Source organism: Paenibacillus sp. BIC5C1 (assembly GCF_032399705.1).
GTDB lineage: Bacteria > Bacillota > Bacilli > Paenibacillales > Paenibacillaceae > Paenibacillus > Paenibacillus taichungensis_A.
The window spans coordinates 3,183,098-3,196,819 of sequence record NZ_CP135922.1; the positions used below are offsets into that span (position 1 = coordinate 3,183,098).

The 13,722-nt window shown below is 45.4% G+C and carries 12 protein-coding genes; 8 read left to right on the forward strand and 4 right to left on the reverse strand.

The genetic code is table 11. The features are described from left to right. Positions 1 to 27 precede the first annotated feature (27 nt). Positions 28 to 906, forward strand: a complete 879-nt coding sequence (locus RS891_RS14430) for an AraC family transcriptional regulator (protein ID WP_315795730.1) — start codon at positions 28 to 30, stop codon at positions 904 to 906. 74 nt (positions 907 to 980) lie between these two features. Here the strand turns inward: RS891_RS14430 and RS891_RS14435 are convergent, their stop codons facing one another. Then, positions 981 to 1,637 carry an NADPH-dependent F420 reductase gene (locus RS891_RS14435; RefSeq protein WP_113054917.1) on the reverse strand — a complete coding sequence of 219 codons (657 nt, stop codon included), beginning with the start codon at positions 1,635 to 1,637 and terminating at the stop codon, positions 981 to 983. A gap of 145 nt (positions 1,638 to 1,782) precedes the next feature. Between RS891_RS14435 and RS891_RS14440 the strand changes: the two genes are divergently transcribed. Beyond that, complete coding sequence (locus tag RS891_RS14440; protein ID WP_315795733.1) at positions 1,783 to 2,373, forward strand: TetR/AcrR family transcriptional regulator; 591 nt, start codon at positions 1,783 to 1,785, stop codon at positions 2,371 to 2,373. A 90-nt stretch (positions 2,374 to 2,463) separates the two neighbouring features. After that, entirely contained in the window at positions 2,464 to 3,633 is a 1,170-nt protein-coding gene (locus RS891_RS14445; protein ID WP_315795735.1) for an MFS transporter, read from the forward strand. Between the two features lie 162 nt (positions 3,634 to 3,795). On the opposite strand, the gene RS891_RS14450 is transcribed toward RS891_RS14445, so the two are convergent. The 3 genes from RS891_RS14450 to RS891_RS14460 all read right to left on the reverse strand — a co-directional run bounded on the left by RS891_RS14450 (position 3,796) and on the right by RS891_RS14460 (position 7,738). Continuing rightward, on the reverse strand, positions 3,796 to 4,977 hold the full coding sequence (locus RS891_RS14450; protein ID WP_315795737.1) for a multidrug effflux MFS transporter: 1,182 nt from the start codon (positions 4,975 to 4,977) through the stop codon (positions 3,796 to 3,798). Positions 4,978 to 5,201: 224 nt separating this feature from the next. Next, positions 5,202 to 5,687, reverse strand: a complete 486-nt coding sequence (locus RS891_RS14455; protein WP_113054913.1) for a CcdC protein domain-containing protein — start codon at positions 5,685 to 5,687, stop codon at positions 5,202 to 5,204. Positions 5,688 to 5,950: 263 nt separating this feature from the next. Beyond that, positions 5,951 to 7,738 carry a glycoside hydrolase family 36 protein gene (locus RS891_RS14460; RefSeq protein ID WP_315795739.1) on the reverse strand — a complete coding sequence of 596 codons (1,788 nt, stop codon included), beginning with the start codon at positions 7,736 to 7,738 and terminating at the stop codon, positions 5,951 to 5,953. Between the two features lie 317 nt (positions 7,739 to 8,055). Between RS891_RS14460 and RS891_RS14465 the strand changes: the two genes are divergently transcribed. The 5 genes from RS891_RS14465 to RS891_RS14485 are packed head-to-tail and all read left to right on the forward strand — an operon-like array spanning position 8,056 to position 13,714. After that, positions 8,056 to 9,111 carry a LacI family DNA-binding transcriptional regulator gene (locus tag RS891_RS14465; protein WP_315795741.1) on the forward strand — a complete coding sequence of 352 codons (1,056 nt, stop codon included), beginning with the start codon at positions 8,056 to 8,058 and terminating at the stop codon, positions 9,109 to 9,111. A 35-nt stretch (positions 9,112 to 9,146) separates the two neighbouring features. Further along, on the forward strand, positions 9,147 to 10,397 hold the full coding sequence (locus tag RS891_RS14470; protein ID WP_146752151.1) for a sugar ABC transporter substrate-binding protein: 1,251 nt from the start codon (positions 9,147 to 9,149) through the stop codon (positions 10,395 to 10,397). 12 nt (positions 10,398 to 10,409) lie between these two features. Beyond that, positions 10,410 to 11,468, forward strand: coding sequence for a carbohydrate ABC transporter permease (locus RS891_RS14475; protein WP_315795743.1), 1,059 nt, complete (start codon positions 10,410 to 10,412; stop codon positions 11,466 to 11,468). Further along, the gene (locus tag RS891_RS14480; RefSeq protein WP_315795745.1) at positions 11,446 to 12,297 is read left to right on the forward strand and encodes a carbohydrate ABC transporter permease; all 852 of its coding nucleotides are present in this window, start codon (positions 11,446 to 11,448) and stop codon (positions 12,295 to 12,297) included. The genes RS891_RS14475 and RS891_RS14480 overlap by 23 nt, the downstream gene beginning before the upstream one ends. A 28-nt stretch (positions 12,298 to 12,325) precedes the next feature. After that, on the forward strand, positions 12,326 to 13,714 hold the full coding sequence (locus RS891_RS14485) for an MGH1-like glycoside hydrolase domain-containing protein (RefSeq protein WP_315795747.1): 1,389 nt from the start codon (positions 12,326 to 12,328) through the stop codon (positions 13,712 to 13,714). Positions 13,715 to 13,722 lie beyond the last annotated feature (8 nt).

The following is a 13,722-nucleotide window of genomic DNA, read 5'->3' on the forward strand; positions in this document are numbered from 1 at the left end:
CTACATTTTGAACTAAGGGGGGACCTTATGCTTGTACTTGAACTTCAAGTTCCGCCGTTTCCGCTACTAGCAGCCATTGGACACACCGAATGGCAGCCGGGGATGCAGCATGCCCAGCGTAGCTTTGAGGTGTTTGATCTTATTATTTGCGCCAAAGGAACGCTGTACATGGAGGAAGATGGCATCCGTTACGAGATTGTGGAAGGTATGATGCTTGTTCTTGAACCTGGCAAAGACCACCGTGGCTATAGACCAACGGATGTGCAGACGGAGGTATACTGGATTCATTTCCAGCTTCCCTCTGTGCAAAAGATGATTTTAAAAGAAAAGACGACTTGGGAGCAGCCTTTGCTTCAACAAACAGACCAGGATATAGAGGCTCCCCCAGGAGTCATTGAAATTCCCAAATTCGCCGGGGTGGATCTACGTAACCTGGAGCCGATACTGAAAGAAATGCTTGAGCTGCACCATGTACTCACCCGTCAGCGTGCCTTCGAGCTGCATGTTTTGTTGGGCCAATTCCTACTGCAATTACAGAAGGGAATGAGACAGAACAGCCCGCAGGCTCGTTCCTATTTTTTGAGCGAAAAGGTGGCGAATTATCTTGGTCAACGCTTGGAGCAGCCGTTTGATTCGGGACAGATGGAGCGTGATCTGCTTTATCATTTTGATTACCTGGCCCGCTGCCTGAAGCAGTATACGGGGATGAGCCCGCTGCAATACAGGCATCACCTGCAAATGGAGAAGGCCAAGCGGTTATTGGCACATTCGGAGCTTCCGCTGAAGCGTATCGGCGAGTTGTGTGGACTGCAGGACCATAACTATTTTACACGGCTGTTCAAACGTCAAACTTCCCTTACGCCTGGAGAGTACCGCAAAAAACATCAGTTATATTTCATGGAATAGATAGGATCAAACAAAAAAACCGCCCGTAAGGGCGGTGGATGATGACGTATTCAATGTCCTGGAATTTCAAATGCTCAAGCTTTAAAGTCATTGCTTCGTACAGGACTAGCATTCGATAAGGCCTGCCGAAGACTATCCGCTCCATGCTCCTGGTAACTGGGAGTGCCCGGTTGTTGGCGCCAGGATTCATCCAATCCGCCGGCGTCTATGGCGTCAAATCCCAGCTCCTCGACAAGTTGAAGCACAATTTTCTTTGTATCAGGATCATCACCAGCTATCGGCAGAGCAAGTCGATCCGGTGAACCGGCAGGCAGTCCACGTTCAAGCAAATTTATAGCGGAAATGCCATTAAAGGCTTTGTTAACAGGATGTTTCAAATATTTCTCGACCCAGCGACTTTCAGGTAAGCCACCTTCGATCTCGGGAATCAAGCCGTCACGCTGTCGGGGGTAATAGTTCCCGGTGTCAATAATGGCAGCACCAGGTGCAATGTGATCTAAGATACCATCAGGGAGATCCGGAATATTTTTTTGTGGAATCGTTACAATGACCAGCTCGGCTCCATGGGCGACTTCCGTTACTTCAAGTGGTTTTGCGCCTGTCTCTTCAGCCAGATCCGTCAAGGTATGAGGACCACGTGAGTTAGCAATCGAGACATCATGACCAAGTTTGGTGAGACGACGGGTGAGATTACCACCGATATTTCCGGTTCCAATAATTGCGATTTTCATTTATTCCGACTTCCTTTCCCGATTTAATATGGTATGACAGTTTTACTGTAACAGAGAACAATGAAGCTGTAAACTACTTCTTGACTGAACGTTACAAATTACCTATACTAAGATTTATTATTTCGTTGAGAAGGGAGGGAATGCAGTGACCAGAGGTGGAAGACCACGAGAATTTAAGGATACGGCTGTAATTGACGCAGCCATGGATGCTTTTTGGTTGAATGGATACGAAGGGTGCTCTACTGAGGATCTATGTAAACAGACCGGTCTCGGGAAGGGCAGTTTATATAATGCGTTTGGCAGCAAACATGATTTATACGAAAAGGTACTCCAGCGTTACCATGAGGAAGGGATACGGGAGCAAAGCGAGATTTTACAGAGCTCCTTGCCGTTGAAAGAAAGATTACGCGGCCTGCTGGAGTGGGGTATACAGGAGGATTTTTCGGAATCAGGACGAAGAGGCTGTCTTCTAATTAATGCAGCAATGGAACGGGCACGGGTTGATCCTATGGTTGAACAAGTGGTAACACGTCATATCGGATTTTTGGAGGATGCACTTTGTGATCTGATGGAGCAGGGTACGCAGTCAGGAGAGATTACTTCAGGGAGACCAGCCAAAGAACTGGCAAGCCTGTTTCTAAGCAGCTATTACGGACTTCGTGTACTTAACAGCTCTTCACAGAACCGTGATCTGGCAAAAAGTATTGTAGAAGGTACATTGGCAGCTATTTACTAGCCGGGGAATCCGGCACTTTTTTTGCATTAGTTTTGTACCGATCATTACAATAGTGTGATTTTATAAGTCATATGAAAAGGGGAATTGAACATGCCATTGGCAATCTATGTGCTTAGCTTGGCTATTTTTTGCATGACTACCTCAGAATTTATGGTAGCTGGAATGATGAATACCCTTGCTGGGGAGTTTGGAGTATCTGTCTCGCAAGTAGGCTATTTGATAACAGCCTTTTCAGCAGGAATGGTCGTAGGAGGTCCCTTACTAACCGCTGCTCTGCTGAATATGCCTAGGAAAAAAGCGTTTATTATGCTAACCGGACTGTTTCTCGTTGGACAGTTGCTTGGCGCGATCGCTGGCAGTTATGAGGTTATGATGGCCTCACGCATCATAGCAGGTGTTGCTTCCTCGGCTGCGTTTGGCGTATCCATCTCGATCTCTGCATCGCTCGTGGAGGAAAACCAGCGGGGACGGGCGGTGTCGATAATCTTCGGTGGTCTTATGATCGCCACGGTTCTGGGTACACCTGCTGCAACGTGGGTGGCCGATGCATATGGCTGGCGTTTCAGTTTTTGGGCGGTCGCCATTCTTGTTCTACTGTCAGGTGTAACTGCATTGCGGTTGATCCCCGTATTATCCAGACCGGAGCCCACAAGTTTGCGTCATGAAATGAAATCTTTTCGCAATCGCAAGTTATGGGCGGCTTACCTGACAAGTTTTCTTATTATAGGAGCCGCCTTTGCAGCATTCAGCTACTTTGCTCCAATTTTTACAGAGTTGACAGGCTTTTCAACGTCCGCGGTGCCACTATTGTTTGTTGTGTATGGAGCTGCTACGGTTGTTGGTAATCTGATCACTGGTCGACTGGCGGACCGATATACTATGCTGATTCTAACGATAGGGCTTGTTCTCTTGACGTTTGGTCTTCTGATATTCGCTATTGGCGTACATACAGCTGCCGTGGTTATTCCTGCCGTAATCATCATCGGGTTGGCCGGAGTTCCAATGAACCCGCCTATGGTCGCGCGAGTGATACGTACGGGAGGAAGTGGTCTGATGGTGAACACCGTTCACACCGCAATCGTCACCTTTGGTGTAGTGGTAGGGTCTTCTGTTGGAGGCTTGGCTATTAGTGCCGGTTATGGTCTGGTTGCACCGATCTGGGTCGGGGTTGTGTTGGCTTTGGTAGGTGTAATTTCACTGCTTCCGTATATGCGAGGAATCTTCAAAGTTAAGGTTGTAGATATGGATATAAAACATTAAAAAGTGTTTGATTGTGGGTAGTCTTTCAGAACATGGTGTTCAATCATAGGAATAAAAGCAGCCCAGATACGATAAAAGTACTGGACTGCTTCTATTTTTTTGAAATGTGCCCCGGGACATTTCTTCGTAATATTTATAATCCTAATGAATTATTCTAATAGATTATTCTTCTGAGATAAATCTTTTGCCAAGCAACCACATTACGCCGCTAATGATTAGAAAATATAAGGGCATTACCAGCAGTGAACCGTTATGCAGAGCACCCATTCCCCATGTGGTCAGGCTTACCAGCAAGTAGTAGCCCAAGCTGAATATGGCACCTGCTGTGCCGATTACATCTTTAAAATGGACAAGGGCAAGACTCAGACAATTGGGCAAAGCAATACCTGCGCCAATCAACAGAACAAACATGGCAGTTAACATGCAGATGATCTGCAAAAGATTGGGCAGCATAGACAAGCTGCTTCCAAGGGTTAGGAGCATAGCTCCACTGGTCATGACCAGACAGCCCAAACGAATGATCTTTTCCGGTGTGTAAACGGTCAATAATCTTTTGGAAATCATTGCACCGACCACCGATGCCAAAGCCACAATAATGCCCAGAAAACCATATACGCCAGGCGACAGATCAAAGTGTTCTATGAAGATGAAGGGAGCTTCGGCATAATAACTGAATAAAACTCCGTTAATACCTCCGATCAATACGCCAAACACCATTACGCGTGGCATAGCTAGCATCTTTTTAACAACCGGAAGTATAGCGACTTCGGACCGTAAAGAAACGTTCGTTGTCTCTGGCAGTTTAAGAAAAGCATATATGAACAACAAAACGCTCATCAGTACTAACGCCAAGAATACCCATCTGAAGCCAAGGGCCTGATCAATCCAACCACCAATAAGTGGTCCAACTGCCGGCGTAAATGCAATAACGGCAGAGATTTGGGCAAACATCGCATGTCTTCGATCTCCCGATACACTTTCTCGAAGCATGGTTTGGGTGATAATCGAGCCAGTTGCGGCACCAAAAGCCTGTACGAAACGGCCGACGAGAAGCAACTGAATCGATTCCGAATAAAAGCACATCAAGCTTCCAATCCCATATACGATGAGACCGCCCAGCATTGCAGGTCTACGACCAATCAAGTCGGACAGCCAGCCCCAGCAGAAGACGCCCAGGGCAAACCCTATAAAGTAGATGCTTAACGTGAATTGTACGGAACTATTAGATACACCAAGTGCTGCTGCGATATCTGGCAGCGATGGAGTGTAGATGGTCTCACTGATTTGTGGAAAAGCGATAAGAACAATCATTAACAGCAAAGATGGTACTGCATATTTCTTCATTATATATTAGCCCTCCTACAAGCTTATACTCTGTTATGACAACAAGAATATGAGCCTAGCTAGGGAAAGGGGGGCATCATGATGGCGAGACGACTATATATCATCATTTGTTGAATTACCTTTCATCATTATAAGAGTAGGAGGGTTTGACAATCATTGCTAATACTCGGCCTAGGTTAACATGCTTGATATGGCAAGTCAACCAGCTCTGGCTAATCGTACGATTAAGCGGTTTTGTCCCAAGCTCTGAACGTACTTGATTTGGAATTATGAAATTTAATGAAGCTAGCTATTCGCCAAATGGCGATATAGGATAAGGCGACTACATTATTCAGGAATCCAAGAGTCTTGGGATCAATGCCTGAGATGAACAAGAAGTCAAAGAATCGGATCGAGAAGATAACAATAATCAAAACATAAAGAGATACGTTTCTTTTATAGTACATCTTGCCATCCGATTTCCGCTCGAATTGCGTCACCAGAATTAATGGGATCGACAGAATTGCACCTATAGCGATTGAAATGATCATTCTGCCAGATGTAAGCACCAACGTAGGGTCAAACAATTCAAACAAAGACGTAGAGATATAAAGGATCGGAATTAATAATTTCCGGCCAGATTCGTGCAATGGTTTCTTGCTGCCCTGGATAACGCCCCTCAAAATAAGTACGACAATTACTAATGAGATCGTTAAAGATATTGGATTCATGGTAAGCACCTCGTCTGTTTTTTTGTGTAACTTAAGTATCGAGGATATTTAAAATTTATATCAGTGTACAAAGTAATTCGTTTAAGGTGACTTTTGTCATCTTCCCGCAAAGATTTATTTTCACAACATGGAACGTTTCCAAAACAAATAGGGCGACCTTTCCCTAATTGAATTCCGGGAAAAAGTCGCCACTTCATCAAATTTCTTTTTTTTATTGTCTATGTGACAGGGCTATGACCTCGGAAGGCACCTGAATGATCTGCTCATATCTCTCCTGAATCATCTATACGTTGTAAAATTACTAGCCCAGCTCTTGCGATGGGCAGCTCGTGCAAACCGTCCTGAAGCTCGATTTGACGAAGTAGCACAACTTGACCGCAGCAATTTTTTACAGTTAGATTGTAACGACCCGGATGGTGGCAACGGACAACTACTTGTTCGTTATAAGTTCCGTTGGCTACAATGAATCGGTCATAGGAAGCATCCATTGGGACAACGATATTAGCGTAAACAGCGACAATTTTCGCATCTCCTTTTTGAGCACTGATAAGTGGGTAAAGTAGCTCGGGTTGTTCCGGAACTAACTTACCTTTTAGCAGAATGTCACTATTCTCCTTACAGAAGGAGAGCCAGAAGCGGATCATTCCAGCGTACACTTCTCCAATCTCATCGAGACGAACAGAAATTTGAGGCACGGAGAAGAGAACGTTGATCAGCTGCATGGCTGCGCTTTCGACCGATTCTTTAGGGTTGAACATAATCATGTCGGAATGTACGGCTGTATTCCCCGACAATAGTCGCAAGTCGAGCGTACGGATGCGATTTTGGATGGAGTCGTTCGGGCAATCATTGGCCCGAAACATGTTGCCGTATTTTCGCATTAACGGGCCGATGTACGTTTGACGGAATTCGATGAGAATATCCGGCTTGATGGCTCTCAGTCGCTCCATAACATCAGAGAGCAGAAGGTCCACCGCTTCAGGCACTGATTCATAATCCCGACCTTCCGCCGTTCCCTCCTTCTGATCCGGGCTCAGTCTGAAACTATCCACGAAATCCAGCTTCAGACCGTCAATATCCCACCCGGATACGGCCTGTTCATAGGTGTTGATCAGGTATTCCCGCACATCCGGGTACCGGGGGTCCAGTACTCCCGCATTCAGCTTCTCATCTACGCGCAATAGTTTATTCTCGAACTTGCTCCATACCTTGCTGCGCTTCCCTACAAATGGAACGGAGTACCATAACATATATTTCATACCCAGCCGATGTACGGTATCCACATGAGCTCTCATGTCCGGAATCTTGCCCGCATAGACTTCCCAGTCCCCGGTATACGCATAACCCCGGTTGTTGTCGTCCGTCTGCCAGCCATCATCAACAATAATGGTGTCACATCCAAGTTCCTTAGCAAGTCTGCATTGCTCCTCCAATTCGGCAGCGGTCAGTTTCTGATGATAGGAATACCACGTGGAGTACATAGGGCGGAGGGCCACATCAGGAACTGCGGCGGGTTCATAGCCGGGAAGGCCTTCCCACCACTTGGTTACATCTTCAAGCGCCTTATAGAAGGGGATATCCCTACGGTCGATTCGAAGCATTGCTTCGTAATGATCGAGTTTGGGCATCGCTTCTTCAAATAGGGTAACAGAGCATAGGAAAGTGGAATCCTCTTCATGAATACCGGCTTTTATCGATACGTTGTTCAATGCATCAGTAAAAGCGAAGGTCATTCGATTTCGTCCCTCTAGATTATATAGAGAGGCCACAGGCGCAAGAGAAGTGCTTTTGGACTGGAAACCATCACCCCAATCGACTTGAAGGGCTTTATTGCGGTCGGTTCCCGGATGCCATAAAGAGTGGATGTCAACGGCGGGAGTAGACCACTCGATCCGGCACACTGGCGGCTGTTCTTTTTTCACAGCTGTTAGCCGGATATGGACCAGAAAAAGGTTCTCCGTAATGGTTTCGATGTTGGTAAAGCTTTCAAACAAGGTGCTGTTACCGTCAATAATTACAGTGGGACAATCGTAGTTGATTAAAGTTTTCATAATACCTCCTGCTTGTATAAATAGATAATGGAATAATGATACCTTGTTTAGAGTATAATGTTTACAAAATATTTAGTAAACAAATAAAATAAATATACGTAATGCGGGATATAATCATCGTTTTATACTAATAAAATAGATTGTAAGCGATGACAATAAGGTATTGTCAAACAAATTGATCTCTGATATATTGAAAACACACATTAGTTCGCTAATGTTTAGTAAACAAAATACAATGTGATTGGCAAGTTGTCAGCAAAACTATAAAATGATTGTGAGGGGTGTTTCCCAAATATGAAGTGAAAAGGTGATCAGTAATGCCAACAATTCGTGATATTGCAAGTCTGGCCGGTGTTTCTCCATCTACAGTTTCCCGTGTACTGAACGGAGATCCTTCCTTATCGGTTTTGGAGGAAACAAGAAGAAAAATTCTTTCTGCTGCAGAACAGCTGCAATATAAAGTAACCCAGCGTCGTCATACCAATCAAGCGGCGCAGTTGAAAGATTATAAAATCGGATTGGTGACCTTCTGCTCGGAGCAATTTGAGTCGGAGGACCCGTATTACCTGACTATAAGGTTGCAAATCGAGAAAGAATTCAATCAGCTGGGGCTTCACATTACTCGGACGATTCGCTGGGTGAACCATGATTCGTATGAAAGCCTGTCGGGGCTTGATGGACTTATAGTGATTGGCAAGTTCGAATTTGATCCATACAATTTGTACTTCAGCCGAATACATAACATTGTTTTTGTCGACTATTCGCCGGATGAGGACCGCTTTGATTCCGTCGTTGTCGATTTTGACAAGGTAACTCGGATGGCTTTGGATCATCTTACCGGACTTGGCTATACAAAAATTGGCCTGATCAGCTCACGTGATTTCATCAATCGTTTTGGTTCCAACTCAGGTATCGATTCAGTGGATCAACGGCAAAGCAGTTTTGAATCTTATATGAAGCAGAAAAATCTGTACCTGCCTGAGCATGTCCATATCGGTAATAATTTCTCCATGTCTACCGGATATCAGCTCATGAAGGAAGTGATTGATAAGCAGGATTTACCGGAAGCTTTCCTGATTGGTTCCGACCCCATGGCGATAGCTGCAGGGAGGGCATTAAAAGAAGCCGGTTTAAAAGTTCCGAAAGATATCGCAATGGTCGGCATCGATGATATTGAAATGGCTTCTTACGCCAATCCGCCGTTAACCACGGTGAAAATTTACACTGAACAAATGGGCCAGAGCGCGGTGAAAATGCTGCTGGAACGGATCGGCGGCAGAGAAGTGCCTTTAAAGATCGTGATTCCGTCGAAGCTGATTATTAGAAGCAGCTGCGGCGCGAAAATCAGATCCATAGGAGACGTGGAAGATTGATTTTTTTTGAAATATTCAATTCAATAGGGGGAAAAATGATGAAAAAATGGTCTTTGATTATTTTATCTCTACTTGTTGTAATTGCATTGTCGGCGTGTTCCGGAAATGGAGGGAACTCGTCGGAAAGTCAGGGCGGGACAAAGGACAAGGGGAAAATAACATTTGCCTTCTGGGGAGCTCAGTCAGAAGCTGATGCGATCAAGCAAGCCATTGATAACTTCGAGACAAATTACCCCGACATTCAGGTTGAGAGCCAGTGGATTCAGAAGGATTATCTCACCAAGCTACAAACGATGATTGCAGGAGGTACGACTCCTGATGTCATGCTGATCTCAGGAGGGGATTTGCCTGGTTTTGCAAACGCTTTCCAAGAATTGAAGTTGGATGAATCGCTCTTCAGTTCACCTTCGCTCGTCGATTCCATGAGTGTGGATGGCAAAGCATATGCAGCACCATTTATTATCAAGCCTAAAGTTATGGCGATTAACGTCGATCTTTTTGAGAAAAACAACATTCCGCTTCCAAGCAAGACTGAACCGATGACGGTTGAACAATTCAATGACATCGCAAAGAATCTCACGTCTGGAGAAGGGGCAACAAAGATTTTTGGTTCAGAACCACTGTGGCTCGGTAACTGGATATATGCGTTTGGTGGTCAATTTTACAGCGATGATCTGAGTAAGTCAGCATTAGATTCACCAGAAGTCATAGCCGCTGCCGAGTATATTGTTTCTAGCAAACAAGCCGGCATCGTGCCGAACGATAGTGAGAAGCAGGGACAAAGCATGATGAACTGGTACCTGGGTGGAAGAATTGGCATGTTCACCGACTTTGGTCCTTGGTATTTACCGCAAATGGCTGATGTGCAGAAGTTCAAATGGGATATTGTTCCTTTCCCAGGGAACGGCGGTTCCAAAGAAGTTAATGGACTGGCTCTAAGCAAGGACAGCAAGAATGCTGAAGCCGCAGAAACGTTCATTAATCACCTTACACAAAACGAAGAGGTGCAAAAAATCATCGGAGGGAACAAGAATGCCTATGGCGTTCCGGTTATTTCCAGTGCAACAAGTGCGTTTGAAACGGTTTCCCCCGACAAGAACCTGAAAGCCTTCGTACTTGCCGCCGAGAAACAGCATACACAGGAAGCCCAGAAGGGTACGAATGAAATCAACAACGAGATGAAAGCTATCGATGATACAACACCAATCGGAATTGGAAACAAGGATGTTAAGGAAGTATTCCCGCAGGTGGCAGAGAAGATAAACAAGATTTTACAACAAAACTAACGGGAGCAAACTATGAATGGAATAATAGAAGGGATCTACAGTTTCTATGAAGGAATAGGGGCACCGGCATCATTGTTGCCTCTTCTCCCTTTTCTGACCGTAATCGTGCTAATATTCGCTATTATTTATACCATTACCAGAGTTCTTGTGAAAAAGAGGATTATCCATACCAAAACGGCAAGTTTTTATTTGTTCGTCTCAGTCTGGATTATTGGCTTTCTGTTATTTACGGTAGGTCCGATGATTTTCTCATTCTATATCAGTTTCAACAAATGGGAGGTCGTCAGCGACCCGAAATGGATCGGTTTGGACAACTATCGCATGCTGTTCAAGGATACTATGTTTTATAAATCGCTGTCCGTGACCTTCTATTACACACTCGTAAGTGTACCCTTGCAGGTCATTCTCTCTTTAGCGATTGCCTTGCTGATGAATTTGAAGCTGCGCGGGATCTATTTTTTCCGTACCATCTATTATTTGCCAACGCTCGTGCAGGGTGTAGCACAAATGGTGCTGTTTATCTGGATCTTTAACCCGAATGTCGGTCTGGTCAATTCATTACTGCGTTTGATTGGTATCGAAGGCCCTGGCTGGTTCTCCAGTCCAGAATGGTCAATGCCGGCAGTCATTATCATGAGTCTTTGGACGGTCGGAGGCAATATGATTATCTATCTGGCCGGTCTTTCGGATATTCCACAAAGCTTGTATGAGGCGGCTGAGATTGATGGAGCAACGGCAGCAAGAAAAGCCTGGCATGTGACGCTACCACAGATTTCACCGATTTTATTTTTCAACACCGTTACAAGCATGATTGGGGCATTCCAGACCTTTACCCAAGGTTTCATGGTTAACGGCGGACCTGATAATTCATTGTTATTTTATGCCTACTATCTATATCAAAATGCCTTTATGTGGTTCAAAATGGGTTACGGTTCGGCCCTGGCCTGGGTACTCTTTGTGATTATCCTCGTGTTCACTGCGCTTGTATTCCGCAGCAGTGCATTATGGGTTTATTACGAAACAGAGCAAACCGGAAGGAGGAAGCGTCGTGTCCGTAAAAAAAGAGCGTAAATCTGCTCACAAAAAGGTGCATTGGCTGGCCTATATATTGCTGCTGATCGGAGCCGTTATGTTCCTGTATCCCTTTCTGTGGATGGTTTCTGCCTCTCTAAGGAGTCTGGAAGAGGTTGCAGTTTCAGGAATGAGCATATGGCCTGATCACTGGCGCTGGGATAATTATGCGAAGGCGCTTACCGCGTTCCCGTTTGGTCGTTATCTGGTCAATACGGTAATTACAACGGTGTTCCCGATCGTGGGTACGGTTCTTTCTTCATCTATTGTGGGTTATGCCTTTGCCCGTTTGAAGGTGAGGGGAAGCGGGATCTTGTTCGTACTGGTGCTGTCAACCATGCTGCTGCCGGGCGAGGTTACGATGATTCCGCAATTCATTCTGTTCAAGAATCTGGGCATGCTCGATACGCTGTACCCGCTGATCGTTCCATCCTTCTTTGGATCGGCGTTCTATATCTTTTTGTTACGTCAGTTCTATTCCCGGCTACCCGTCGCATTGGAGGAAGCAGCGATCATCGACGGCTGCGGTTACTTTAAAATTTGGTGGAAGATTTTCCTGCCGCTGTCCAAACCGGCTCTGATGGCGGTTGGCGTCATGGTCTTTATGGGCTCCTGGAACAACTTCATGGGACCGCTGATTTATATCAACAGCGACAAATGGAAGACACTCACGCTCGGTTTGGCGGGTTTTCAGGGTACCTATGCCACAGATACCAACTTGTTAATGGCAGCGGCTGTTGTAATCACTTTACCGTGTATCCTATTATTCTTCACCGCGCAAAAAGCGTTTATGGAAGGTCTGACCTTCTCAGGTTCCAAGGAAAGTTAAACCGAAAAAGGATAGGAGTGACTTTGACATGCCTTATGATAGAGAGATAGAATCCCAAGCTGGTGCAGTAACTTTTCAATCTTCCGATAAGGAGTTGAATGAAGGTTTTGTTTGGGCCAAACGGCAGGCGCTGGAATATGCCCACTTTGGTGAAGATCCCGTCGGACTATGGTACGAAGCCGCTCTTCCAGCCAGAGAAGCATTTTGCATCCGTGATGTCATGCACCACAGCACCGGAGCTGCTGTTCTCGGACTTCGTTTCCATACCAAGAACATGATCATGCACTTTGCCGAAAATATTGCCGAGTCACGTGACTGGTGTACCTACTGGGAGATCAATAAGGACAATGTTCCTGCCCCAGTCGATTATGAAAGCGATGAGGATTTTTGGTATAATCTCCCTGCGAATTTCGACATTATTGACGCAAGCTTACGTCAGTACTTATGGACAGGAGATAATTATTATTTGAATAACAGCAAGTTACTGGATTTCTTTAGTTTAACTTTAAATGAATATACAAACACCTGGGACAAAGACGGAGACGGGGTATTGGAATATTATCCTGAATACGGACGCAGGGGCCTGGCTACCTTCAACGAGGCTGGACATCAGCCTTTGATAGGTGGTGATATGATTGCTGCTCAAATTGCCGGTTACCGTGCATTTGTCCATCTTGCCCGTCTCAGGGGCCAAACGGAGATAGCGGAAGTGTACGCCACCAAGGCGCAAGACCTGAAACAGCGTTATGAGCAGGAATGGTGGAACGAGGAGGAGGGGCGCTTCTTCGGAGCCAAGCTGCAAGATCATTCTTTCCTAACAGGTTATAATGCAGAAGGGACATTTCTCCCCCTCTATTACGGTTCGGTCAGTGAACAGGAGAAACTGCACAAGGCGCTTGAGGATGTCAAGATCCATCGTGTTGCTAACGTTGAAGGAAAGACTTACCTGCCGGATATTTTTTATCGGTATGGTCAAAATGAAGAAGCTTTTAGTGAATTGAAAGAGCTGATAAATCCATCATTGGAGCGACGGGATTACCCGGAGGTATCTTATTGCGTGATAGGTTCCGTGGCCGCGGGATTGATGGGAATTACAGGAAACGGTGCATCGGTAATTAGCACCTTGCCCAGACTTGCGCATTCACTGGAATGGGCGGAAATGGGGAATATTCCTATCCTTGACCGGGACATTAGGGTTAAACATAAGGGGAATACAGAGAGTGAAGTGACACTGCAATCTGGAAAACCTTTTGTCTGGAAGGTTGCTTTCCCTGTAAATACCGAGACGTTATACCACAATGGCATAGCCGTTGCTGCCGAGCAGGAAACAAACGAAGGTGGAGAACTGATCAGCTTTATTTCTGTAAAAGTGGCTGAAGATGAGATACACCGCGTTTCCATTGCGCAGGAAGGTTAATACTCAAG

Coding starts and splice junctions, on each gene's coding strand:
- RS891_RS14435 (WP_113054917.1), bottom strand. CDS start 1,637: ATGAAAATCGCAATTATTGGAACCGGAAATATCGGTGGTAATCTCACC.
- RS891_RS14485 (WP_315795747.1), top strand. CDS start 12,326: ATGCCTTATGATAGAGAGATAGAATCCCAAGCTGGTGCAGTAACTTTT.
- RS891_RS14445 (WP_315795735.1), top strand. CDS start 2,464: ATGCCATTGGCAATCTATGTGCTTAGCTTGGCTATTTTTTGCATGACT.
- RS891_RS14475 (WP_315795743.1), top strand. CDS start 10,410: ATGAATGGAATAATAGAAGGGATCTACAGTTTCTATGAAGGAATAGGG.
- RS891_RS14460 (WP_315795739.1), bottom strand. CDS start 7,738: ATGAAAACTTTAATCAACTACGATTGTCCCACTGTAATTATTGACGGT.
- RS891_RS14450 (WP_315795737.1), bottom strand. CDS start 4,977: ATGAAGAAATATGCAGTACCATCTTTGCTGTTAATGATTGTTCTTATC.
- RS891_RS14465 (WP_315795741.1), top strand. CDS start 8,056: ATGCCAACAATTCGTGATATTGCAAGTCTGGCCGGTGTTTCTCCATCT.
- RS891_RS14430 (WP_315795730.1), top strand. CDS start 28: ATGCTTGTACTTGAACTTCAAGTTCCGCCGTTTCCGCTACTAGCAGCC.
- RS891_RS14470 (WP_146752151.1), top strand. CDS start 9,147: ATGATGAAAAAATGGTCTTTGATTATTTTATCTCTACTTGTTGTAATT.
- RS891_RS14455 (WP_113054913.1), bottom strand. CDS start 5,687: ATGAATCCAATATCTTTAACGATCTCATTAGTAATTGTCGTACTTATT.